General features: G+C 61.3%; 18 protein-coding genes. 11 read left to right on the top strand and 7 right to left on the bottom strand.

Annotated features, from left to right (window positions below; all coding sequences use genetic code 11):
- The first annotated feature begins 17 nt into the window (after window positions 1-17).
- The gene (locus I1A62_RS22780) at window positions 18-548 is read left to right on the top strand and encodes a MaoC family dehydratase (RefSeq protein ID WP_124394123.1); all 531 of its coding nucleotides are present in this window, start codon (window positions 18-20) and stop codon (window positions 546-548) included.
- 394 nt (window positions 549-942) lie between these two features.
- On the opposite strand, the gene I1A62_RS22785 is transcribed toward I1A62_RS22780, so the two are convergent.
- Together I1A62_RS22785 and I1A62_RS22790 are read right to left on the bottom strand one after the other, a co-directional pair.
- Window positions 943-2196, bottom strand: coding sequence for an NAD(P)/FAD-dependent oxidoreductase (locus tag I1A62_RS22785; RefSeq protein WP_124394186.1), 1254 nt, complete (start codon window positions 2194-2196; stop codon window positions 943-945).
- Window positions 2193-2516, bottom strand: coding sequence for a 2Fe-2S iron-sulfur cluster-binding protein (locus I1A62_RS22790; protein WP_124394122.1), 324 nt, complete (start codon window positions 2514-2516; stop codon window positions 2193-2195). Before I1A62_RS22790 ends, I1A62_RS22785 begins: the two co-directional genes overlap by 4 nt.
- 200 nt (window positions 2517-2716) lie before the next feature.
- On the opposite strand from I1A62_RS22790, the gene I1A62_RS22795 reads away from it, so the two are divergent.
- The 3 genes from I1A62_RS22795 to I1A62_RS22805 all read left to right on the top strand — a co-directional run bounded on the left by I1A62_RS22795 (window position 2717) and on the right by I1A62_RS22805 (window position 6412).
- Window positions 2717-3748 (top strand): zinc-binding dehydrogenase, encoded by a 1032-nt coding sequence (locus I1A62_RS22795; protein WP_219459974.1) that lies wholly within the window; start codon window positions 2717-2719, stop codon window positions 3746-3748.
- A gap of 36 nt (window positions 3749-3784) precedes the next feature.
- Window positions 3785-4528 carry an SDR family NAD(P)-dependent oxidoreductase gene (locus I1A62_RS22800; protein WP_124394120.1) on the top strand — a complete coding sequence of 248 codons (744 nt, stop codon included), beginning with the start codon at window positions 3785-3787 and terminating at the stop codon, window positions 4526-4528.
- A gap of 225 nt (window positions 4529-4753) precedes the next feature.
- Window positions 4754-6412, top strand: a complete 1659-nt coding sequence (locus I1A62_RS22805; RefSeq protein WP_219459976.1) for a thiamine pyrophosphate-binding protein — start codon at window positions 4754-4756, stop codon at window positions 6410-6412.
- 4 nt (window positions 6413-6416) lie between these two features.
- On the opposite strand, the gene I1A62_RS22810 is transcribed toward I1A62_RS22805, so the two are convergent.
- Together I1A62_RS22810 and I1A62_RS22815 are read right to left on the bottom strand one after the other, a co-directional pair.
- Entirely contained in the window at window positions 6417-7178 is a 762-nt protein-coding gene (locus tag I1A62_RS22810; protein WP_192581993.1) for a FadR/GntR family transcriptional regulator, read from the bottom strand.
- Window positions 7179-7560: 382 nt separating this feature from the next.
- Window positions 7561-10812, bottom strand: a complete 3252-nt coding sequence (locus tag I1A62_RS22815; protein WP_219459979.1) for a protein kinase — start codon at window positions 10810-10812, stop codon at window positions 7561-7563.
- A 621-nt stretch (window positions 10813-11433) separates the two neighbouring features.
- Between I1A62_RS22815 and I1A62_RS22820 the strand changes: the two genes are divergently transcribed.
- The gene (locus I1A62_RS22820) at window positions 11434-14754 is read left to right on the top strand and encodes a protein kinase (RefSeq protein ID WP_219459983.1); all 3321 of its coding nucleotides are present in this window, start codon (window positions 11434-11436) and stop codon (window positions 14752-14754) included.
- Between the two features lie 409 nt (window positions 14755-15163).
- Here I1A62_RS22820 and I1A62_RS22825 read toward each other — a convergent pair whose 3' ends face one another.
- Window positions 15164-15931: an SDR family NAD(P)-dependent oxidoreductase gene (locus I1A62_RS22825; RefSeq protein WP_219459986.1), complete on the bottom strand. Its 768-nt coding sequence runs from the start codon at window positions 15929-15931 to the stop codon at window positions 15164-15166.
- 472 nt (window positions 15932-16403) lie between these two features.
- Between I1A62_RS22825 and I1A62_RS22830 the strand changes: the two genes are divergently transcribed.
- Window positions 16404-17957 carry a 3,4-dihydroxy-2-butanone-4-phosphate synthase gene (locus tag I1A62_RS22830; protein ID WP_257890960.1) on the top strand — a complete coding sequence of 518 codons (1554 nt, stop codon included), beginning with the start codon at window positions 16404-16406 and terminating at the stop codon, window positions 17955-17957.
- A gap of 82 nt (window positions 17958-18039) precedes the next feature.
- Window positions 18040-18231 carry a DUF3263 domain-containing protein gene (locus tag I1A62_RS47265; protein WP_374710842.1) on the top strand — a complete coding sequence of 64 codons (192 nt, stop codon included), beginning with the start codon at window positions 18040-18042 and terminating at the stop codon, window positions 18229-18231.
- Between the two features lie 238 nt (window positions 18232-18469).
- Here I1A62_RS47265 and I1A62_RS22840 read toward each other — a convergent pair whose 3' ends face one another.
- Window positions 18470-20128 (bottom strand): class I adenylate-forming enzyme family protein, encoded by a 1659-nt coding sequence (locus I1A62_RS22840; protein ID WP_124394112.1) that lies wholly within the window; start codon window positions 20126-20128, stop codon window positions 18470-18472.
- Between the two features lie 151 nt (window positions 20129-20279).
- On the opposite strand from I1A62_RS22840, the gene I1A62_RS22845 reads away from it, so the two are divergent.
- On the top strand, window positions 20280-20963 hold the full coding sequence (locus I1A62_RS22845) for a TetR/AcrR family transcriptional regulator (RefSeq protein WP_225858294.1): 684 nt from the start codon (window positions 20280-20282) through the stop codon (window positions 20961-20963).
- Window positions 20964-21391: 428 nt separating this feature from the next.
- On the opposite strand, the gene I1A62_RS22850 is transcribed toward I1A62_RS22845, so the two are convergent.
- Complete coding sequence (locus tag I1A62_RS22850) at window positions 21392-21583, bottom strand: hypothetical protein (protein ID WP_124394111.1); 192 nt, start codon at window positions 21581-21583, stop codon at window positions 21392-21394.
- A gap of 116 nt (window positions 21584-21699) precedes the next feature.
- On the opposite strand from I1A62_RS22850, the gene I1A62_RS22855 reads away from it, so the two are divergent.
- The 3 genes from I1A62_RS22855 (at window position 21700) to I1A62_RS22865 (ending at window position 25117) form a co-directional block, all read left to right on the top strand.
- The gene (locus I1A62_RS22855; RefSeq protein ID WP_124394110.1) at window positions 21700-22986 is read left to right on the top strand and encodes a CdaR family transcriptional regulator; all 1287 of its coding nucleotides are present in this window, start codon (window positions 21700-21702) and stop codon (window positions 22984-22986) included.
- Window positions 22987-23551: 565 nt separating this feature from the next.
- Window positions 23552-24760 (top strand): NAD(P)/FAD-dependent oxidoreductase, encoded by a 1209-nt coding sequence (locus I1A62_RS22860; protein ID WP_124394109.1) that lies wholly within the window; start codon window positions 23552-23554, stop codon window positions 24758-24760.
- A 36-nt stretch (window positions 24761-24796) separates the two neighbouring features.
- Window positions 24797-25117, top strand: a complete 321-nt coding sequence (locus tag I1A62_RS22865) for a 2Fe-2S iron-sulfur cluster-binding protein (RefSeq protein ID WP_124394108.1) — start codon at window positions 24797-24799, stop codon at window positions 25115-25117.
- The last annotated feature ends 33 nt before the right edge of the window (window positions 25118-25150 follow it).

Raw genomic sequence — 25150 nt, forward strand, 5'->3', positions numbered from 1 at the left:
ATGCAAAGGAGTTCCCGTTGCAAGCGAATTCGAAGTTTGGCCGCTACTTCGAGGATTACGCCGTCGGAGATCACTTCCAACACCCACTGGGCCGAACCATCACCGCCACCGACAATGCGTGGTTCACGTTGATAACCATGAATACTCACCCTCTGCACTTCAATGACGACTACGCAGAACGCACCGACTTCGGAAAGCAGCTGGTGAATTCGGGCTTGTCCGTAGCAATGGTGCTGGGTATCAGCGTGTCCGATGTATCCCAGCACGCTGTGGCAAATCTGGGTTGGACGAACATCCAATTGCCGCATCCTCTGTTCGTCGGGGACACGATCTACGCCGAAAGTCTCGTGACTGCGACCCGAGCTTCGAACAGTCGACCGAAGGCCGGCATCGTCTCGGTGATTACGAGGGGTCTCAACCAACACGGTGACATCTGCGTCACATTTGACCGTACAGTTCTGGTGCATCGGCGGTCGGCCGCTTCCCGGTTCCCATTTCCTCAACCAGCCGAACCCATTCAGAATCAGCTGCCGAGAGAATCGGCCTGACCCCTTCAGGGTCCGCTTCGGTGAAGCGGACCCTGAAGGACGCGATGATCGCTGGAATCAGCTTGAATCATCGATTGCGACAACCGAAGCCGAACATGAAGCACCAACGCTTGTCGTACACCTCGTCAGCGATGGGAACCACGATCGAGCGACGTTGTGCCCGCCGTCGGCAATGCACAACTCGTCCTCGGCAAGGCACATTTCGCGCCAACGATCCATCGCCGCATCGGACAATGTGCGGATCGTGGCGCCGTCTCAGCAACCAGACCGTCTGCAAACGCAGCAGGCGACCGAGCGGGTCTGGATTTCGGCGACCATGGGCGGATTTATCCTTCGCCCGGTGATCCGAGCTGATCTGAACAACCGCGCACGAGGCCGGGTGCTGCCGTCGCAACTACACAGTAGTTATCTGTGCTCCTGCCACCACAAGTTTCTTCAGCGGCATCTGTTCGTCGCCGGCCAGCTCCGCTGGGATATGAGATCCCGCGGTGAGGGCCGCGCGCGCCGCGAGGTAGTCCGGAGCGCGGTTGACTGCATTGATTGCGAGAAACTGCCCATTGCGGTAGTAGAGCACCGAGAACTTCTCGGTCGCGGGGTCACCGCGCATGACGATCTGGTCGTAGCCAGTGGTCAAGCCGGCCATGTGCAACTTGATTTCCCCCTGATCCGACCAGAACCACGGCACTACCTCGTAGGACATGTCAATGCCGACGAGGGTCGCTGCCGCGACCTTCGCCTGATCGACAGCGTTCTGCACTGACTCCAGCCGTACCAGGTCCGTTCCACCGAGAGGGTTGGGACCGATGACGCAATCGCCGGCCGCGACAACTCCCGGGACGCTGGTCTGGGCACGTGCGTCGACGACGATCGCGCCATCGCAGACTGCGCCGATCTGTTCGGCAAGCTCGATCTCGGGGACGACTCCGATTCCGATCAGAACAAGGTCAGCGTCCAGATATGACCCGTCTGCGAGCTCGACGGCACTGACTGTGCCACCCTTTCCGTGCAACGCAACCACTCCGGATCCGAGCCGGAATCGAGTTCCGCGTCGTTGGTGCGCAGCGAGAAAGAAGTCGGCGATTGCCGGTGCGGCGACACGAGAAAGCAGACTGTCCATGGCTTCGACGACTGTGACGTTCTTACCGCGCTTTCGGCACACCGCTGCGGCCTCGAGGCCTATGAAGCCGCCCCCGACCACAACCACGTCCCGAGCGGTCTCGAGTTGTTTCTGCAGGGCGACTGCGTCGTCGATACCGCGGAGGTACAGGATTCCGCCCAGGTCAGACCCCGGGATCTTGACCCGACGCGGCGCGGCGCCAGTGGTCAGCGCTAGCTTTTCGAAGGGGAACTGCCGGCCGTCGAGGGCGGTAGCGACGCCGCCTGACGAATGGACCTGCAGGTCCGTGATGCGGGTGCTGCAAAGCAGGTCTATGCCCTTGTCTTTGTAGAACTCCGAATTCCGGAACTCGAGACTCTCGGCTGAGGCATCGCCAGCCAGGAACGCTTTCGACAGCGGCGGTCGCTGATAGGGCGGATGGCTCTCAGCACCGACCATCGTGATCGGCGCGTCGTACCCGAGTTCGCGCAGGCTCACCGCGACCTGCATTCCGGCCTGACTTGCACCGATAACAAGTGTTCCCGCGCTCACAGCTGGGTTCCCGGGATCTCGACAACCAGACCGTCCAAGACATCGACGAGTGAAATCTGGCACGACAGTCGGCTGGTGGGGCGTCTGTCAACAGCGACACCTTCGAGCATGTCGTCCTCGAGTTCCTCCAACTCACTGATCTCGGGGAGGAACGCGGCGTCGACGAACACGTGGCACGTTGCACATGCGCAGGCACCTCCGCACTCACCAATGATGCCGTCGACTCCGTTCTGTAACGCCGCCGACATCACCGAGTCGCCTACCTCGGCGTCGACAGTGACGGCTGAACCGTCGGGAAGTTTGTAGGTCACTTTGGGCATAGTGAGCCCATCCTCTCTAGCGTCGTATATGCATGCCCCACCGAGGAATCGGCGCGAGGCGATGAGGCTCGACCGACCGGCAACCGAGGGCCGGATCTTCAAACACTTCTACATCTTGACAAGCATTATAATCATTGTCAAGATGGAATGTGATTTCGATCTCTTCACGTGAAGATACCTGATACTTCTTATCATCTTAATTGGTCAAGCCGATCGGCACTGCACTAGTCGACAACAACAGAATGGAGTTCTGCGATATGTGGGCACAACAGCTAGTTCGGCCAGGAGTTTTCGAGCTGATCGACACGTCGGCCCCGGATCCGGAGGCGTTACTTCCTGGCGATGCACTGCTCAAGGTTCATGCCGGCGCGATCTGCGGCAGCGACCTGCCCTACTTTGCAGGCAGAAGATCGCCGCTGTTCGATGACGACATCGCTCTCGCGGCCAACGTGCCTGGATTTCCTCTGCACGAGGTGGTCGGCGAGGTGATCGCCAGCGCGGATCCCCGACTGCCGGTCGGTGCGCGAGCGGTTGGATGGGCGACGCGAACCACTGCGATGGCCGAATACACCGTATCCAAGGCCGACAACCTTTGGGCGATTCCTGACGATCGACCGGCCTCGGAAGCACTGACATTGCAGCCACTTGCGTGTGTCACCGAAACGGTACGGGGGCTCGGAGATCTCTCAGGAAAGCGAGTGGCAGTGCTCGGCCTCGGCCCCTTCGGGGTACTCTTCAGTCACGTCGCGAAGTCGTTTGGGGCACACAGCGTGGTTGGCGTTGACAGGATCGACCGATCGGACGTTGCGCATCATTTCCAGATCGACGAACTCGTGCACAGCAGCAGCGATCGGTGGTCGCAGACGATCCGTGATGAACAGCGGCCAGACATCATCATAGAAGCAGTGGGCCATCAGACCGCGACTTTGGGCGATGCGATTGAGGCATTGGCCGTCGGAGGTAGGGTCTTCTATTTCGGAGTTCCCGACGAGCCGATGTACCCGTTCCCGATGCAGAAACTGTTCCGCAAGAAGCTGACCATGGCCGGTGGAGTCATCGGTGATCGACGAAACGCCCTGCAAAGAGCTGACGACTACCTCAAATTGTACCCCGAGCTGCACAAGACCTACGTTACCCATACCTTCCCGATGCGCTCAGCCCAAGCCGCTTTCGAGACTGCATCGACGCCGGCGAAGGGGCGCCTGAAGGTTCAACTCACGGTTGAGGACTGATTGTCACCGCGGTTCGCGCTGACAGAGGAGACACACATGACGACCATATTCGATTTCGAGGGAAAGACAGCGATCGTGACGGGCGGTGCGTCGGGAATCGGGGCAGCGATCGCAACGCTGCTCGTGGAAGGAGGTGCGACTGTGTTCGCGGTCGATCGTGACCCATCGACGGCACCGGAAGGCTGTAAACCTATTGCGGTTGATGTTTCGAACTGGCAGGAAATGTCCGTTATGACGGACGATGTTCTCGCGAGTACGGGCCGAATCGACGCCATGTTCAATAATGCGGGGGTCAATGCGTACACCAATATCCTCGACGCGACAGTCGAGGAGTTCGACCAAATCGTGGCCGTCAACGCCCGCGGTGTGTTTATCGGAATGAAGGCAGTCCTGCCCCATATGCTTGCAGCCGGCCAGGGAGCCATCGTAAACACCGCTTCGAATTCGGCGAAGATGGCGATCGCCGACCGCGCGTCCTACACCGCATCCAAGGGAGCGGTAATTGCGATGACCCGACAAGTTGCCGTCCAGTACGCTGCGCGGGGTGTCCGGTGCAACTGCATCAACCCGGGTAGTACCGATTCCCCCATGGTCGCGGACATCATCGCCAAGTCGGAAGACCCGGCCGCGAGGCGGTTGCAGATACAGTCTCGGCAGCCGATCGGCCGAATGGCTAGACCAGAGGAAATCGCCTCGGCTGCAGTGTTTCTGGCGTCCGACCGAGCAAGCTTCATTACCGGCGTAGATTTGGATGTCGACGGCGGGTGGACTGCTGCATGACGTCGACTCGAGCCGATGAGCAGAAGCAACCCCTTGCACAGGCAAGCCTATTCCGCTCTCCTGGGTAAGCACATCGAGTATTCGAACTCGGCCGTTCTGGGCATATCTGCGCGACCTCACTTCGACGTGCACAGATCCGAAGATTCAGGTCGGTTCCCAATAGTCGAAATATGAACACCCACATTATGCGTTATATCAAAACCTAGCATTTTGGAGGCTATGCCAGTGAAGATCTACGCCGCACTCGCCCAGGCATTCCTCGACGAGGAAGTCGACACAATCTTCTCCCTGATGGGAGATGCGAACATGTATTGGATGACCAGCCTCCTCGACTCGGGGAAGGTGACTAATGTGCATGTGCGCCATGAAAATTCGGCCGTGGCAATGGCAGACGGCTATGCGCGTAGCACCGGCAAGGTCGGTGTCGCGACAATGACCAGCGGTCCCGGACTGACCCAGGCTGCCACTGCGATCATCGGCGCGAAGCGCTACGGCGTGCCAATGGTGCTGTTTGCTGGCGACACCATCCCGGGGGATGCGACCGCGCTGCAGTATATTGACCATCACGCCTTTGCGAAGATGTGTGACGTGCACTGTGAACCGGTGCTGACTCCCGGCCGAGCGTTGGACGCAGTCCAGACCGCCTTTCACCGTGCTCGATCGCTGCGCGAGCCAGTCATCCTCAGCGTTCCGATGACCATGAGGCATGCCGAGTTGCCGTTCGAGTACGAGTACGTACCCTCGTCTCTACTCGTTGCGCGCGAGGGAAAGACAGTCCCCAGCAACCAATCCCTCGACGACGCAGCTGGTCTCATAGCGTCCTCACGTCGACCTGTAATCATCGTCGGTCAGGGCGCACTCGCCGGCGAAACTCTCCGTGCGGTTGAGGAACTCGGCGACCGCATCGGTGCGCTCTACGCGACGAGCCTGCTTGCCAAGGGCGCGTTAGCTGATTCCCCGTGGTCTCTGGGTGTCGCCGGCACCTTCTCGCTCCCTGAAACCGAGCACGTCTTGCGTGAGTCCGATCTGGTAATCGGGGTCGGCGCGAGCTTGAACAAGTACACACGTCAGGAGGGGTACCTGTTCCCGAACGCGCGGACCATTCAGATCGTTGATCGACCGGCTGCGGCGATGGCGCACAGCCTTCCGGTTACCTGCTATCTCCAGGGAGATGCGACACTGACAGTGCAGGCTCTCGCAGCGCTGCTTACCGAGGGCGACTACGAGAACGATGGCGGACGGAAGGCCTTCAAACCAAGAGAGTACGACCCGTTCGAGAATAACGACCTAGGAACCGTTGGGCCCGAGGAGGAAGCAATGGATCCGCGAGATCTTGTCGCGGCCGTTGAAGCAGCGATCCCCGATGGTGCAATCGTCGTCGCCGGAGCCGGACACTTTTGGTCTTTCACGAACAAGGGGCTCACCGGACGCGGTGGGCGACGTTTTCTCTGCAGTCTCGGCTTCGGATCGATTGGGCAGACATTGCCGATTGCGATTGGCGCCGCGGTGGGCAATCCTGACCTGCCGGTAGTCATGATCGACGGTGATACAGGCGTTCTGGTCCATCTGCTGGAGCTCGATGGCGCGGTTCGCCATCGCCTCAAGCTGCTGTCGATCGTCATGGATGACGACGCGATGGGTGCCGAACTACACAAGCTGCGGATGCATGGAGAGACCCCAGACGCCGCCCTGATCCCGACCCCCGATCTGGCGAAGATCACCGAGGGACTCGGAGGCAGTGGGGCGGTCGTACGAAGTGCCGATGAACTCGCAAAGGAGCTCGCCTCATACGATTGGAATACTGTCCACCTCATCGACGCGAAGATGTCTCAGTCGATCGTCGACGTAACTTCAGTGCAAGCCAACGAAATCAAAAGAGGGTGACTCACTAGTACCAGGCCGATCCCTGCGGGGAGGTGTCGGCGGTTGGTTTGGGGATGATGGCCTCGGTCAGCCGGCCCTGCTTGCGCAGAACCTCCTTGAACTCCTCGAGATGCACACTCATCTGATGCGCCGCGCGTTCGGCGTTGTCCTGTTCGATGGACTCGGCGATCGCGCGGTGCGCCGCATCAGTCTCCCAGCGTTCCTTTGTCGACAGTTTTTGAGTCTTGGTCTGCCACTCGAGTACCTCATAGACGGCGGTCAGGATGGTTCCCATGAACCTGTTGTTTGTCGCCAGCCCGAGCGCTCGGTGAAAGTCCACCGAGTGAGGGACGGCGTCGGTACCGGGATGTTCGGCAGCGCTCAACAACTGCTGCTTCTGCTCCGGTGTCGCGCTGGCTGCAGCCATCGCGGCCGCACCTGGCTCAACGACGAGGCGAAAGTCCATGATGTCCGATACCGGCGTGCCATCGAAGGCGAAAAGCAATGCGAAGGAACGGGTTACCTGAGTCGCGTCCGGACTGGAGACCTCAATGCCACCGCGGGGACCTCTTCTGACGACAACGATCCCGTCCGCTTCGAGCATGCGAAGAGCCTCACGGACGGTGCCCCGGCTGAATTGATACTCACCGATCAGTTCAGCCTCGGAGGGAAGCCTGTCACCTGGACCCAAGCCTTCGCCGAGGATCCGCGTTTTGAGGAGGTTGGCCAGAATGTCTGAGGCCTTGGGGACGCGAGGCGTGGTTCGGATTTCCGTCTCGTTCAGCATTTGCCCCTCGATTTCCGACTTGTCCAGGTGAGGTTGCGTGAACCCCGCGCGGACCCAGTAGTGACGTGATGCGACTAGCATGAATAGCTATCATTAGTATTAGTATACCCGACTGGGCCGACTGGGATGCGATCACTGTTGGGCACCGAGTGGCGACTGCAGGCCCGCGGGGAAAGGCAGATGTCCTTCTGCAGGCGATCTCGACTGCTATAGCGGGGAGAGCCGCTCTGCGATTCATCGGATCGCATGGCGCCACTGCGGCCTGGAGGTCGCAATGATTCCGACCTCCAGGCCGTGTGAGTCCAAGGATCTCTCGAGATCTGCGCGGCTTACCCGACGTCCACTCGAATGCCCCCGACGCATGCCGAGTTCGTGTGTCGGGTCAGCGCGTCGAGCCGTTCTTTTCCACCACCCAGGCGGCGATCTGAGTTCGGGAGGTAAACCCGAGTTTCGCGAGAACATGCTCGACATGTCCCTGAGCCGTTCGTGGAGAAATGACAAGCTTGTCTGCGATCGCCTTGTTGCTCAGGCCTTGTGCAACGAGGTCCGCGACCTGTCGCTCACGCCTTGTCAGGTCCGTCGCGGTAGGCGGTGCGGAGGCTGGTGACTGCTCGCCGAGGGCATAGGCAACGGCTTCGTCGGACGTCATGGTTCGTCCGTGTCGATGAGCGGCCTCGAATGCTCGTGCACCGAGCGCGTGACGGGTCGTGCGTATGCACTGCTCGTGGTCGGCGAGCAGGTTGTGGAACCTGATCGCAGTAGTCCCGACTGACTGCGCCTGGCCCTCAGCAGCACCCAGCAAGGTGGCCGCGCGATCCGGTAAGTGCTGTTTACCAGCGATCCAAGCCAACGCTTCCAGACAAACCGCGGCGGTAAGAGGTTCGTCCACTCGTTTCGTCAGCCCTAGGCATCGCTCGAGTGCCACCACCGCCCCATTGAGATCGCCTTGCTGGAGGGTCGCTACGCCCTTGGCCCACAGCGAGTACGACCGATAGACCAACTCACCGCGGGCTTCGGTGATGGCGAGGACCTCGTCATGACAGGCGATCGCACGCGAAGCATCGGCGTTCAACTGGTACGCCAACCCGAGCATCATGAGAATCCAGATTCGCATCGAGAGGTCATGATCTTCGCGGAACACGTCGAGTGCGCTCTCCAACCGGGAGCATGCCCGTGGAAGATCCCCACGGTAGAGGGCGAGAAGCCCTTCGGCGTGGGCGATCCGGGCATGGATGATACTGTCACCGGATTGCTTGGCCAAAACTTGTCCAGCCTCGACGAGAACATCCGCCGTCGTGAGTTCGCCCTGCACCTCTGCCAGAACGCTTCCGGCGTAGAGCGCCTTGGCTCGTTCCATCGTCAGCGCCTGGGGTTGGCGTGCCAGCGCCCGATCGAGCCATCCCCTCCCCTCGTTGAACAGCCCACGTGAGAGCCAGAATGGCAACAGCGCGGCCGCGATCCGCAGTCCGGCCTCAGCTGCTGTTTCACCCTCCTCGGACAAACTGAAGTCCATGGCCTCGCGTAGGTTCGATTGCTCTCGCTCGAGGCGAATGATCCACGCCAATTGGTGTGAGCTGATCCACTCGGCTTCTGCCTGCACGATCAACCTCTGATACCAGTCACGATGACACCGCCGCAAGATCACATGCTCACCCGCCTCTTCAGACTTCGTTCGGCCGTATTCGCGCAGAGTGTCGAGCAGCCGGAAATACACCGTGGTGTCGCACTCTTCTCGGACGACAATCGATTTGTCGACTAACGACGTCAACGAATCGAGAAGGTCCTCCGGCGCAAGACCACGACCGCAGATTTCTGCTGCTGCATCCAGTTCAAAATTGCCGGCGAAGACTGAAAGCCTGGCCCACAGCTGCTGTTCACTCGGAGTGCACAGGTCGTAACTCCAGTCCACGGACAGCCGTAGCGTCTGTTGCCGCGTCGGCGCACCACGACTGCCTAAGGTCAGGAGCTTGAATCGGTCAGTGAGCCGTTCGAGGATCTGCTTGGGCGACATCGCACGCAGTCTGGCTGCCGCCAGTTCAATGGGCAAAGGCAGACCCTCGAGCTGTTGACAGATCCGGGCGACCGTGTCTTGGTTTTCTACGGTGAGTTGAAATCCCGGTACCGCAGCAGCGGCCCGTTCCACAAAGAGGTTTACCGCGTCGTATCGGGGCATGCCCCTCAACGACATGTCACGCGCCGGGTCGGGGGTTGGCAACGGTGGAACGCGCAGTACTACTTCGCCTCCGATACCCAGGGGTTCGCGGCTTGTTGCCAAGATTGTCAGCTTGGGGCAAGTGCGTACCAGCATCTCAACCAGTCGTGCGGCTGCGTCCACCACTTGCTCGCAGTTGTCGAGCACAAGAAGAATTTTCCGAGTGGCGAGATGTTGCACCACGACTTCTGCGAGCGGACGTGCGGACTGGTCGCGGATTCCGAGCGCGGCGGCCACCACATTCACCAGCAGCAACTCGTCTCGCAACTCACTCAGCTCGACCAGACAGATCCCGTCTGAGTATCGTCCGCGCACTTCCGCAGCGACCCGCAGTCCGAGGCGTGTCTTGCCGACACCACCGATCCCGGTCAACGTCACTAAGTGGGCTGCTGACAGCCGCCGCTTCGCTTCGGCCAGCTCACGGCGTCGACCCACGAAGCTGGTCATCTCGAGGGGTAGGTCTCTTGTCGAGGTTCGTGGGACCGTCATCAACGGGGGGATTTGCCGTACACCGCCAGGCTCACTGGGCAGCGCCATGTCGTCGACGGAGAACCCATTGCGGACTTGAATCTGTCGCATTCTCTCACCGAACTCGGCCGCGGTGCCGGGACGGTTGATGGGATTTGCAGACATCGCCCGTTCAATGACCTCACCGACATCGTCGAGGACGCCCTTGTCGCGGAGGTCCGGTGCTGTTTGGGTCGTGATCCTCAGGAACTGCGCTACGACGTTCTCACCGCTTCGGCGCTCGAACGCGGCGTGACCGGTGATGGCACAGAAAAGAGTGGCACCTAGGCCATAGATGTCCGACGCGGCGCTGGGTGATTCACCTCTGAGCACCTCGGGAGCCGTGTATGCCGGAGATCCGGTAACCGTGCCGGTCGCGGTCTGAAATGCTCCGGTGACGTGGGCGATGCCGAAGTCAGTCAGCACCGGCTCACCGTAATCTGTGAACAGGATGTTCCCCGGTTTCACATCACGGTGAAGGATTCCGACGCGGTGGGCCGCCTCCAACGCTCCCGCTATCTTGACACCGAGGCGCATGGCCTCAGCCTGTCCCAGCGTCCCCGTCTTGCGGATCCTTGCCTCGAGCGAGTCCTGCGAGTAGTACGGCATCACGAGGTACGGGCGACCGCTGCCGAGTGTCCCTACGTGAAGGATGCTGACGATGTTCGGGTGACCCGTCAGGCGGCCCATCGCCCGTTGTTCACGAAAGAACCGGGCCCGATTCTCGTTACTGAGGTCAGTCGTGAGGACCTTCACTGCCACGGTGCGGTCCAGCGACGGCTGCGCGCACCGATACACGACACCGAAGCCACCGCTTCCGACGTCCTTGACGCCCTCGAAGCCCACATCGGTCAGCTCCAAGACGACAGCAGAGGCCAGGTCGCGCTGTGTCGCGAACGGATCACCTTCGACCATCCCAGTCCCCACTCATTCTTTCGCGGGGCTGACAACTAGGAAGTCCGACCCCTCCACGACCAGGACAGTCGCAAGATCTGCAATTGAGATTCGCAGGTGAGAGCACAGTGTCGACATGCAAGACGCAGCGAGAGTGCGGTACGCGTAACCATCCACTCTGTCCATTTCAAGGAACAACAACATGCGCTTACCTCTGATGTTCTGTCACTAGGGTACGGGGCTGTCCCTCGAATGCACTACCGCGAAGTCACTGACCAGTGCAACAGTCCCACATCGACTACTTTCTGCCGGCTTGGTCGAAGACGTCGAGCCCGCCGTGGAATCAATAGCGATACCCTGCAAGATGCTTGCAGGAATAGATCGACTCTGGAGATCGGTTGCCCATCGCCCCCGAGTGCACGCGATCTCGATCTCACGGCCCGCCGCGGTGGACAACTTCGCTGTCCCAGAGCAGACCGATCGGTCTGTGTCGCTCATCGTTTGAGAAGTCCATCGGAACCAAGAAGAATCGATATCCTGAAGGAACGACCTTCTGAGGTGATTGCCGTGTTTGTGTCCTCGAGACCGATACCGATCGGGTTCTGGGCTCGACGCTGTTGTGGACGGTGAGAGGACTCTCTTATGGCCGCTGATGATCCCTTTGCGACGGAGAGAGCAGTGACTCGGTCGGTCACTGAGGAGCTGATCGCGGCCGGGTTCGAAGACGCTCACGAAATCGGACGTGGCGGCTTCGGTGTTGTCTACCGATGCCTGCAGCCGTCGCTGGACCGCACCGTGGCAGTCAAGATCCTCGAAGCCGACCTGGACGAGGAGAATCGGGCCCGGTTCTTCCGTGAACAACGGGCAATGGGCCGCCTGACGGGTCACCCAAACATTGTCACGGCCCTGCACGTCGGTGTCACGGGGACCGGCCGTCCCTACATCGTGATGCCATATCACCCAAAGGACTCCCTCGAGGCACGGATTCGCCGCAATGGGCCGCTACCGCTAGAGGTCGCGCTTCGGGTTGGGGTGAAGATAGCGGCGGCGGTGGAATCCGCGCACCGGGAGGGAATCCTGCACCGGGACGTGAAACCTGCGAATATCCTGCTCACCGATTTCGACGAGCCGGCGCTGACCGATTTTGGCATTGCCCACGTTTCCGGCGGCTTCCAGACCGCCACGGGCACCGTGACCGGCTCGCCGGCCTTCACCGCACCCGAGGTTCTCAGCGGAGACCCTCCAAGCGGGTCGTCGGACGTCTACAGCCTCGGCGCCACTGTGTTCTGCGCCATCACTGGACATGCGGCGTTCGAGCGCCGCAGTGGTGAGCAGGTAGTCGCCCAGTTTTTGCGGATCACGACCCAGCCGGTTCCGGACCTACGCGAGCAGGGCATCCCAGACGATGTGTGCGAGGTCATCGAGCGCGCGATGGCTGCAGACCCGGCGACCCGTCCCGCTACTGCCGCCGCATTCGGTGACGAACTGCGCCAGATTCAACACGCCTATGGGTTCCCTGTCGACGAGATGGCCTTGTCCGGCGACGCCGGCGCTGCGGGCCACGATCTGGACTCAGCGAGTACAGCGCTTCAACCTGCGGCGTCAACGCCGGCTCACCGCACGCCGTCGCCCGCCGTACGAGCCTCTGTGGGAGACCTGCCACTCGCGCTCACAAATTTCGTCGGTCGCCGCAGCGAGCTGGCCGAAGCAAAGAGCTTGCTGTCGGCGTCTCGTCTGGTGACGTTGACCGGCATCGGTGGTGTCGGTAAGACACGTCTCGCCCTCCGGGTGGCCGCGGATGCCCGGAAAGGATTTGCCGAAGGGGTGCGGTGGGTCGAGCTGGGTGAGTTGCAGGATGAGTCGTTGGTCGTGGGTGTGGTGGCCGCCGCGCTCGGGGTGCGGGATCGCTCCGCCCGCCCACTCGACGACGTCGTGGCCGAATTCCTCACACCGCAGAAGCTGCTGCTCGTTCTCGACAACTGCGAACACGTAGTGAATGCGGCCGCAGCCCTGACCGAGAAGCTGCTACACACCTGCCCGGAGCTGCGGGTTCTGACCACCAGCCGCGAAGCCCTCGCCCTCGGTGGCGAGGCGGTGCTCCGCGTGCCGCCGCTGGCGGTCCCCGCGTCCGAACGAACGCCGACCCTGCGCGGGCTCCCCCAGTACGATGCGGTGACATTGTTCGTGGATCGGGCCTCGGCCGCGGTACCCGGGTTCGAACTCACCGAGGACAATCGCGGCGCGGTGTCCCTGATCTGCCAACAATTAGACGGCCTGCCCCTGTCGATCGAGTTGGCGGCGGCACGATTACGGGCGATGTCGCCCGAGCAGATCCTCGCGCGGCTCACCGACCGCTACACGCTGCTCACACGCGGCAGTCGCGGTGCACCAACGCGCCAGCAGACGCTACGACTGTCCATCGACTGGAGTCACGACCTGTGCACGCCGCAGGAACAGCAGCTGTGGGCCCGATTGTCGGTGTTCGCAGGCAGCTTCGAACTCGACGCGGCCGAGGACGTTTGCGCCACGGATCTTGCCGCGGGTGATCTGCTCGATGCGGTGACCTCGCTGGTCGACAAGTCGATCCTGATCCGAGAAGACGCAGGCGCGGTGGTGCGGTTCCGGATGCTCGAGACTTTGCGAGACTACGGCCGGGAGAAGTCCGAGCAGTCCGGGGAGCATCCCGATTTACGCCGCCGTCATCGGGATTGGTACCAGCACTTGGTTTTACAGGCGGAGGCTGAGTGGATCAGCCCCCGCCAACGGGAGTGGATCGGACGCCTCGAGCGGGAACAGGCGAATCTGCGTGGCGCGATGGAGTACTCCTTGTCGGAATTTCTGATATCCGACCCAGGCAGTGACACGGCAGGACTACGAATCGCCGCCTCGCTGTTCCAATTTTGGCTCTCACGCAGCCTTCTCAGCGAGGGGCGGCATTGGCTGAGCCGTGCCCTTGCTTGTCTGCCACAGCAGCCGACCGCCGCACGAGTCGAAGCGCTGTACGCCGACAGCATCCTGGCCGAACTGCAGGGCGAGATCTCCGCCGGAGCTGCGCGAGTCGACGAGGCGTACGTCCTGGCCGAGCAAATGGCTGACCCCGTAGTCCACGCGCGGGTCGCGCATGCCGACGGACTCCTGGCCCTCTACAGCGGCGATATACCCCGTGCATGCGCCCGCCTGGAGGAAGCCCTCGAGGTTTTCGGCGCCCGAAGTAACCTGTCAGATCAGGTGTGGATTCTCTTGATGCTCGGTGTGGCCTACGAATTGCAGGGAGACGCTTCTCGTGCCATCGACTGCCACGAGCAAGTGCTCGATACCACCGAGACTCACAGCGAATCAGTGTTTCGGTCGTATGCACTGTGGGCGATGGGGGTCGCCGTATTCCAGCAGGGTGATCGTGATCGTTCGGGCCGGCTACTGAAGCAATGCCTACGTCTAACCAGACTGTTGGACGAACCCCTCACTGCCGCAGTGGCACTGGAGGCGCAGGCGTGGATCGCCGTCGGCGAGGGCAACGCACAGCGTGCAGCCGTCCTGCTGGCCGCGGCCCAGGCTCTGGGCAGGTCCGTAGGCAGCTCCTCGGTGCTGTTCCACAACCTGCTTCCCCACCATGAACACTGCGAGCAGCAGATCCGCCAGGTACTCGGCGAACATGCGATTGATGCGGCCAATCGGGAGGGGGCGACAATGAACTTCGAAGAGGCCGTGGTCTTTGCCCTGGGCGAACACACCCCGCCTGCGTCGCCGCGCAGCGATCACACGACAAGCTTGACAAAACGTGAGCGTCAAGTCGCCGACCTGGTCTCCAAAGGCCTGACCAACAAGGCCATCGCCAATGAACTCGTAATATCCCAGCGAACCGCGCAAGGCCACGTGGAAAACATCCTCACCAAACTCGGTTTTACCTCGAGAGCTCAGATCGCGGCATGGGTTGTAGAGCATGCTCAGGACGAGCATGATTGAGACCCGCCGCCAGCCTGGCGGACAACTCTGACGAGACTGCATCTCGTGCGGCATTTCTGTCTACGTCACCGTTGACGCCTGCGCAGTGGGTGCGTCCTCGCGACTAGGGCAGTCATCTGAAGAGCTGTAGCGCCCGTCGGTGTCGGCGGGCGGTGAAACATCCTGCCTGGCCGCCCTCAGATACAACCCGCACGGGGGGAATGGCGTGAGCCAGTTGGGGTAAGTCTCCCCATGAGCCCGTCCAGTTCACAGATGTGCCGCCGGATCTCGGTCGGAGTCGCGCGGACAGACGAATCCAGTTGCAACGGAGGATAAATCCGTTGCAACGAACGTTTCGACGGCCAAGCCCCTCCACCTTCACAGCACTGAACGATGATCCGAACCCCACGGCCAGACAGCGACGTTCACATTACCGCGGTGCCATGCGCAGGGCGCCGTCCATACGGAAGGTCTCACCGTTGAGGTAGTCGTGTTCGACGATCATCTGGACGAGTTGTGCGTACTCGGCGGGCTGTCCGAGGCGGGAGGGGAACGGCACGCCGGCTTCGAGGCCCTTGCGGTATTCGTCGGTGACGCCGGCGAGCATGGGGGTGTCGATGATGCCGGGGGCGATGGTGTTGACGCGGATGCCGAACTGGGCGAGGTCGCGGGCGGCGGGGACGGTCATGCCGTGTACGCCGCCCTTGGATGCGGAGTAGGCGATCTGGCCGATCTGCCCTTCGAATGCGGCGACGGACGCGGTGTTGACGACGACGCCGCGCTGCCCGGACTCGTCGACGGTGTCGGTCTTGGAGATGGCGTCGGCGGCGAGGCGCAGGACGTTGAACGTGCCGAGCAGGTTGACGGTGATGACGGTGCGGAACAGTTCGAGGTCGTGCGGGCCCTTCTTCGACAGAATGCGGCCGGCCCAGCCGACGCCGGCGCAGTTGACGACGATGCGCAGCGGCAGACCCGACTCGACGATCTTCTCGATCGCGGCCTGGACCTCGTCGCCGCTGGTGACGTCGGTGGCGATCAGGGTGACGCCGTCGGGGACGGTGTCGCCTGCCCGTTCGATGGACTGCTGCAGGTCCAGTCCGAACACGGTGGCTCCGGCGTCGGCGAGACGCTTGGCGGTGGCGGCACCGAGGCCCGAGGCCGCTCCGGTGACCAGTGCGGCGGTTCCCTGAATTTCCACAGTTCGCATCCTTCTGTTTCCGGCGACCTCCGTTGGGCCGCCTCATGCTGAAGCGCACCGCCTGTGCGGTTCGCCCCTACTACCTACTACGCGGGGGCCTGTTGAGGCGGCGGCAATGAGACGATAGCCGCCGAGTTCGTCGGCGGGGCGTCAGGTTAGCGTGCCAACCAACCTTTCGCGCCGTCCTAGGCAATAGGCCAGGCCCGCGACGACGAGATGTCAATGCAATCACCGACTCCTCAGCGATCGCCCAGCCATTTCGACGAGCACGCACCCTCCTGTAAATGGCAGCTCGGACTCCCAACCCGCGAGCCCAATCTAAACATCTACGTTGATGTTGACTCAATCCTGAAAAGTTGCGATCCTTGTCACAGAAGGAATCCGCGCATTGCTTCGGCAGTGACACAGTCTCCGACCTTTCCTTCTACCGCTGGCAGCAACTGAATGGAGATCCACCGATATGACTGTTTCGATGACGCGGGTCCAACAGAGCCTTTCGGACCTCGCTGCCGGCAGGCCAATCGTGCTAGCGCCCGGCCCGACCGGTGACCCCGATGGATATCTCCTTCTTGCTGCGGAGAAGGCATCGCCGGCTTCCGTCGCGTTCCTCGTCCAGCACAGCTCCGGCTTCATCTGCGCCGCCGTCACACGGCGAGAATGCACCCGTCTCGACCTCCCACCCATGGCGGGAACGGACCGTCAGCAATCCGGTGGCTGGTATACGGTGGCGGTCGACGCAATCGATGGCGTCGGCACCGGAATCTCGGCATCAGATCGAGCGCACACTCTTCGGCAGCTGGCCAGCCCCGCGAGTACAGCCCGCCAATTCACCAGACCAGGCCATATAGTTCCGCATTGCGTAGACGAAGATGGTGTACTCGCCTATTCGGGCCCAGCCGAAGTGATCACCGATCTCAGTCGGGCGGCAGGACTTCGACAGGTGGGCGCATTCGCGGCGTTGGTCTCGGAGAAGGACCCCACCCAGAATGCGCGCGCACACGAGTGCCGTCAGTTTGCCAAGGCTCACCGACTGAACTGGGTGACCGCCGACGATCTCATTCTCTATCGTCGAGCCGTTGAACTGCATGTTCGTACCACCTTCACGGTGACCCAGGCCGGACCGTACGGCGATCTCCGCACGTCTGGCTTCCACAGTGATGCCACCGGTTCCGACTATGTCGCCTACCGAATCGGAGAACCGCACACCATCGACACCCCTCTGGTGCATGTACACCGAGAGTCCAACTACGCGCCCCACGCATCCCCCGTCGACCAGGGTCTGCAAGACATGTTCGCGTTCGTTGCCGGCCACGGTGGCGGCGCAGTTGTTGTCGAGCGGAACATGAACGACATTGACTCCTTCACGCTCACGCCAGACGAGCGTAGCTGCAAGCGAGTCGGCAGAAATGCGGATATCGCGCAGATCCTTCGCGAATTGGGCATTACTGCGCCCCGCCTGCTCGCATCACCGGCAGATCTCCACGTCGCTCTGTGCGATCTCGGGATCGCTGCCGTGCTGGATCCGGCCGGCGATCCTGCGGCGGTTCCTACAACGACATCGCCAATTGGATCGACCTCGACGTCGATCCATTCCGTACGCGGCGTGGTCGCACACGGTGATCAGCGAGGCCGCGAGTTGGGCTTTCCGACGGCCAATCTGGTGGTCGACGACGACGACATCTACACGGGACTCGTCGACGGAGTGTGGGCTGGTCGTTGTGCACTCCCCGACGGACGATCTGTGGCGTCGGCCGTGTCGATCGGGCGACGATCTACGTTCTATGGGCGCGTGGGACCACGACTACTGGAGGCGCACCTACTCGACTTCCAGGAAGACCTTTACGGTCGTGAGATCACCGTGCAGCTGGACCACTGGATCCGCGGCCAGGCCACCTTCACGTCGAAAGAAGAGCTGATCGCGGCGCTCGACAGTGATGTGCGCAATGTCCGAGCACTGACTCGAGCCGCTCGCTCGCCTAGCCATCAATCCTCTACCGCGCCAAATGAAAACGCCGCTCCCGAGTAGACATTGCTCGAATACGGAACGCATCGCGAAGAATCGGAGATCGCACGTGCTCGCAGACGCCAATGACCGTTTCGAACGCCAAATGCTGGAATTCGCGCTGCGCTGGCATCCTTTCGGCGGAGGCTCGAGCAGACTGATTTTCGAGGAGTTCGGTATGGACGCACCGACCTACTTCAACAGGCTCGCACGGATACTCGATGCGGACCGATCCATCACGTCCGAGAAAACGCGCGCAGCGATCCGGAGTGTGTGTGCGGTACGACTACAGGGGTGAGCAAAACACCGCGAGCAGCGCACCACGCTGCCCTTCGTCAAGGAAACCGAGGTCGACGGGAGTCTGTAGTTGCGAAGCCGGTCCGAAAGATAGCAGTGCTCGTGCATCGTGTCAGTAGCCGGAAAGATGAGTTCCTCCATCACGACGGGCAAAGCGCTCGTCCTCCACGGCACCGCAGAGTTGACGGCGGACGGTATGGGTGATCACCAGCTCGAGCTGGAGTTTGATGCAAGTCCCCTTACAGGGCGTCCATTTCGGTTGTCAGTTCCGCAAGTCGGACCTGCAGTTGACGCTTATTGATCTTGGTTGCGGACATCGGCCATTCATGGGGGCGAAGGAAGTACACAGCACGGGGAATCTTGAAATTGCTGATCCTCCCCCGACAGAACTCGATCAGGTCTTCCGCTCGGAGGGTGTGACCTGCTCGGATCTCGACAAATGCCACTGGAACCTCGTCGAGCCGCTCATCGGGGCGTCCGATGACAGCGGCGGTTTTCACGGCAGGATGCTCACAGAGAAACGCTTCGATCTCGATGGCGGCGACGTTCTCTCCACCTACTTTGAGCATGTCCTTGAGCCGTCCGTGGAAGACCAGACAGCCGGACTCCCTGCGGCTGTACAGGTCGCCGGTGTGGAGCCATCGGCCTGCGTCGAGTGCCTCGGCGGTCTTGACCGGATCCTTGTAGTAGCCGTCGGTGACACAGTAGCCACGCACCAGGATCTCCCCGGGCACGTCGATGGGCTGCTCGGCGCCGGTATCAGGGTCGATGATGCGTACCTCGATCCCCGGCGCCGGCTTTCCCTGCGCTCCAGATCGGTCGGCGACGGTCTCCGACCGCTCACTCAGCGCGTAGATACCCGCGGTTTCCGTCATCCCGCACGCTGCCACCAACTCGGCGGCAGGAAACATCCGCTGCACCTGCTCGATGAGAACGCGCGGCCCGATCAGAAACAGATAGCGCAAGGAGGCGAAAACCCCGGTATCGAACGCCGGATGATCCATCAGAGCTTGAATCGAGGCAGGGAACCACGGCCAGGCGGTCGTGGGGCGTTCCTGTGCGATCAGCTCGAGTGCGCGCCCGGGCTCGAAGTAGGTGTCGGTCAGGTACGTACCACCCGCCCCAATGGCTCCCAGCAATGGTGCGAGAGCTGCTATATGGAAGAGCGGTCCAGCAGCCCAGCTGATATGACGCCCATCGGTCGTCAGCCGCTTCGCGGCACGATCGACCGGACCGCGAGTCAACGCCTCGTGCGAGAGCATGCAGCCTTTGGGGTGTGCTGTCGTCCCGGATGTATAAAGGATCGCCGCAGTGTCACGGACGCGCACACGCAGTCGCTGTTGATGCACGTCATCGCAGGTCCGACGGCCGGCCAGGTGGTCGAACTCCGATCGCCCGATGAAGCCGGCCTCGCCCTCTCCCCGCATGAGCACGGCGCCCCGCAACATTGGGGCCTCGGGGAGCGCGAGCCGTGACGTGGACGCCGCCCCCGACAAAGACGGGATAGCCTCATCAATCAGGTCCACGAAGTCGACGTACTCATCGGTCCCTGCCAGCGTGAGAAGCACTTTGAGATCGGCATCTTCGATGATGTACGCGAGCTCGGCTGCCTTGTGCCGGGCGTTGAGCGGAACCACGACACTACCGATCAAGGCGGCGCCGAAGAAGCCCTCCACGAATTCGATGCCATTCGGGGCGAGGAGTCCGACGTGGTCACCGAGCTCCACGCCGAGCGCGAGCAGGCCCCTGGCAACACGGGTGGCACCGTCGAGGACCTCTTCGTAGGTGTAGCGGTTACCGGGAAAGACGATGAGGTCCTGATCGGGATGACGGTGGGCACCGCGGACCAAGAGATCTCCGACGGGTGCCACCTCGCACCAATCGCCGTTGTACGTCATGGACCCTCACTCATGGAACTAGTGTGGAGCTATAGCTGCCAAAGCGGTGGTTGCACCGACGTTATGCGACGGAGCGAGATCTGTCAACGTTGAAGTTGATTGACGTCAACGTTGATAGCAGTTCGGGCGGGAAACGCGTACCATTCCGTAGGTGCCCAGAACCACAGTGACTACCAGCAGCGGGATGAGTCGGCGCCGGCGTAGCGCGCAGAACGAAAGTAGTCCCAACTACCAGGCAAAACGCCGCGAGCTGTTGCAGGACGCCGCCATCGTGTTCCAGGAGAAGGGCTACGAAGCCGCGACGTTGAACGACATCGCGGAACGGTTCGGCACCGACCGCGCGTCGATCTACTACTACTTCGCTAGCAAGAAAGAGCTCTTTCAGGCCCTCTTCCACGATGTGGTCAGCGGCGTCCTCGACGAGAACATCAAGGCTGCGGAGGCCGTGCTGGCACTCGATCTATCCCCCGCCGAGAAACTCCGCCGCCTGGTCGAACTCCAGCTGATGTCATACGAGAACAACTACCCGTACGTCTACCTGTACATCCAGGAAGACATGGCGAAGCTCGAGTTCCAGTCGACGCCTTGGGCCAAGGACATGCTCCGGAAGACCAGGCGATTCGAGAAGATCGTCTCCGACTTGCTCGACGACCTTGTCGCCGAGGGAACCTTCCGTGCTGACATCCCCACTCCGCTGATGGCAAAGGCGTTGTTCGGGATGATCAACTGGACCCATCGATGGTTGAAGCCGGGACCGCGCAAGGTCAATGCCAAACAGACCATCGATGCCTTCTGCAGCCTCTTCTTCGAGGGCGCGTTGAACCCCGACGCTTAGGACGAACGCACAGAGACCTACTACCCGGGAGCGGGCTCGACTGCACACCGTTACCATGTGGACAGTCAAGCATCACGACCGTAAAACATGCGCGTGCGCCCTCCGGATCTTGCGCCGCCTCGCGGATGAGAATCTTCGTATCCAGATGGTCTCGCGCGCGGAGCCCTGACGGCTCTCGCAGACCCGACCGGATAGCCCACCACGCCCCGTGCAGGCAGTCGATGCCGCCGACGGGGACCGACCACTTCTTGCCCGTTGACCTGCACCGAAGGTACTGCCGCAGGCTTCAATGACCTCCAAGCTGCGTTAGCCTTTGTGGCGACCCCCCGGGTGACGTCGAATGCATGCCGACCACAGCCCGAATCAACCCTGACGTTGACGGTACCGACCCGAAAAGCCTACAGTGATCACCTGTGGCGCCCGTCACGTCAGAAGAGGAGGAGATTGTCGATTCCAGAATCGCAGGCGATGGTCGGAATGCCGGTTTCCGTACAAGCGGAGCTCAGCAGAAACACGCCCGAACGCATCGCGCAGTACGGGGCAAGGCCGACAGCTTGTTGCAACACCATCGCAAAGCCGTACGAGCTAGACATCTCGCCGGCTCGATCGAGAACGCGCACTCTGCACGCCGCTCGCCCACACTCTGCGATGAATGGAGGCCAGTATCGACCACTCGCGCGATTGACCTCCGAACGCACAGAATCCGAATCGGAACGGCAGACCAAGGGTGGCGAAATTGCCTGACCGGGTCGAAGGCAGCCGACTGGACCATGCTGATTCGCAAGTGAGAGAGGTAGTCTCAGCGATCACGGCCATTGCCGACGCCCGCCTCACCGAGATTACTGGGGCTATCGTCGCGCGTCTGATCAGTGAGATCGAATATTTCGCCGCCGATCAACCGATCCTCGACCAGTTGAATGCCGGTGCAGCCCACAACTTCGCCATCACAATGAAGATCTTGCGGCACGATATTGAAATCGAGCAGGTTGGGCCGGCGGGGCCCGCCACCGAGTTAGCTCGATTGCTCGCGCAGCGTGACATCCCGATTACAGCTCTCGAGCATGCATACCGGCTGTACCAAGACAGCGTCGTTCGTTGGTGTTTGCAGGAGCTGGCCCTTCGCAGCGAAAGCGCAACGGTCACCGCTGGCGCCGCGCTCGAGATCACAACCCTGGTGTCCGCCCACGTTAACCTGATCGCCCAACAATTGTTGTCCACCTACGAATTCGAGCGAGACGCTTGGCGATCGCGTCGAAGCGCCTCCAGATCAGCACGAATCAACGATATTCTTGCGAATCGCCCTGTCGAGGTCGAACCGACCGAGAAGTTATTGGGATACCACTTCGGCCAATTCCATCTCGGCGTCATCGCGTGGACCGACCGTGTCCAGAGCCCCGAAGTGGGGTTAGCGCATCTCGAATCGGCCGCAACTGCTCTTGCATGCCAACTTGGCACAAGTGCACCTCCTCTGTTCGAGGCACGAGATGAGCACATGGCACGCGCGTGGGTACCGCTGGGCGACTCTGAGAACGTCGACAGTGAACGTCTGAGCGCCGTCAAGCGCCGTTGGGACAGTCCTGTCATCGTCGCAATCGGGCAGCCGCGCGAAGGCGTCGAGGGGTTCGTGCGTACTCACAACGAAGCCGATCTCGCCAGAAACGTCGTGCAGGCGTCGGAATCGTCCGGTCCAAGAATCGTGTTCGCCAGCGACCTGGGAGCAGTGACGTTGATGTGCAACGACCTGAGCGCAACCCGGACCTGGGTGGCCGACGTCCTGGGCACTCTCGGAGTCGACGACACCGCCGCCGCTCAGCTGCGCGCGACACTACGAGAGTTTCTACGAACGGGCGGCAGTTACGCCGCTACCGCTGACGCGCTGCACATGCACAAGAACTCTGTCGTCTACCGGCTCAAGAAGATCGAAGACCAGCTCGGGTACTCCGTACGGGATCACAGGCTGGACCTCGAAAATGCACTGGAACTGGCATTTTGGCTTGGGTCGGCAGTACTAACGCAAGAATGAGCTTGGGCATCAATCGACGGGGCACATCGCTGTCCAGGCTGAGGACACGCCAGACACGACACCTCGCCACACGATATGACGCATCCCACTTTGCCTAGAGACTGTGATTGGGCGCACAGACTAAAAGCCCGAGCTATCTGTGTACCGAGCGCCCGATGCAATCGACAGCCTGCACGCCTAGGTTGGGAATAGCCAAATAGAGCGACATCGACTCGGGAACTGCCCTCGACCGAATCCGTTCCCGAATACAGACCACCGAGGACACCGGCACTCCCGGCCTCCACTGTTGACGGCCCCACCGCCAACAGCATGAGGTAGCCGGTGCCGCCCAGATCGGCCAAGCGAACAAGCACTACTACGACATCACTGAGACTGAACGGCAACCAGCGCTCGTGACAAGCACCTCGTTGGCCGCCCGCGAATGAAGGAGAAAGTCTCCAATGTCGGAACAACTTCTACTCGCACGCGGTGGCTGCGGCGAAACACAGGCTCCGTTCGCCTTCAACGCGCTGAACGGGTGGGCCGAGGATGCCCGAGAAACCGCCATCGAGATGGAGTGTGACTTGTGACCAGCGAAAATCCGACCGCCGTGGAAGGGCGACTTGTCGTCGTGGGCGGTGGCACCGCCGGGGCCGAGGTAGCCTTCGCCTCCCGAAGCGCAGGCTGGACAGGTGAAATCATTGTCCTCAGCGAGGAGGCTTACGCGCCGTACCACCGGCCGCCGCTGTCGAAGGATCTCTTGAAGATGGACGCCGTCTTCGCTGACCCTGATCCGTTGAAAGGCGCATCACTTTATGCCAAGAAGAACGTCGACCTTCGCTTGGGAAGTCGCGTCGACGGCATTGACGCGACTGCTCGAACCTTGAGCATGAATGCGAATCAGTCCCTCTCCTACGATCGTCTGGTCCTGGCGGTCGGAGGCCGCGCCCGCGAGCTCCCGCTCATTGCCCGACTCGAAACACGGCCCAGCAACGTCCACGAGCTGCGCACCCTCGACGACTGCGTGCGACTGCGTTCCTGCTTTCAATCGGGACGCGTCTTGATGATCGTGGGCGCCGGCTACATCGGACTGGAAGTCGCCGCAGCCGCAGTGAAAGCCGGCCAGAGAGTGATCCTGCTCGAAGCCGCGACCCGCGTTCTCGCGAGGGTGACCGCGCCGGTGGTCTCGCAGTTCTTCGAACGGGAACATGCCAAACGAGGCGTGGAGATCCTGACCTCCACGACCATCGAGAGCCTGTCGTTCGGCACCGACGGGGGAGTAGATCGTGTCGTCACGTCCGACGGGTCTGAATACCATGTCGACAATCTGGTGGTAGGAGTTGGGTTGGAGCCCAATATCGAACTCGCCAACGATGCTGGTCTGGAGATCGGCAACGGGATCGTGGTCGACGATTCGATGACCACGAGCGACCCGAACATCCTCGCGCTAGGGGACTGTGCGGACTTCCACAGTGGATTCTACGACCGCCGCGTGAGAATCGAATCGGTCGCCAATGCTGTGGAACATGCTCGCCGCGCCGCAATCACGTTGACCGGCGGAGATCCGAAACCCTGGCAGGTTCCATGGTTTTGGTCGAATCAGTATGAACACAGCCTGAAGATCGTTGGACTCTCCACCGGATATGACGAGACGCGAGTCATCGACGACTCAGAGGGCACCTCCTTCGCAGTCGAGTACCTCAGAGACGGTCGACTGATCGCGGTAGATGCCATCAACCATGCTGCCGCGTTCCAGTCGGGTAAACGCCGAATTGTGGAGACGATTCACGCCTGAGCGATCAATCATTCGAAGCGCTACGAAAGGACAACCATGCCAAACGTCACCTATATCTGCCCCGACGGGGAACGGGAAGAGGTCGAGGTACCGGTAGGAACCTCGATCATGAAAGCCGCTGTCTCACATGGCATCGAATCGATCGTCGGCGATTGCGGGGGCAGCGCATCGTGCGCCACCTGCCATGTATACGTGGAGAGTCACCTCGAAAAGCTGCCCCCCAAGACCGTCAACGAGGACGAAATGCTCAGTGACGCTGCGTCTGAAGTCCTACCCAACAGCCGCCTCGGTTGCCAGGTGGTCATGCGCGACGACTTGGCCTCACTCGTCGTTCGTGTCGCACCCGAACAGTGGTGACTACCAAAATCGCTCACACCAACCAGAAGGACA

The organism is Rhodococcus sp. USK10 (genome assembly GCF_019378875.1).
Taxonomy (GTDB): Bacteria; Actinomycetota; Actinomycetes; order Mycobacteriales; family Mycobacteriaceae; genus Rhodococcus_F; species Rhodococcus_F pseudokoreensis.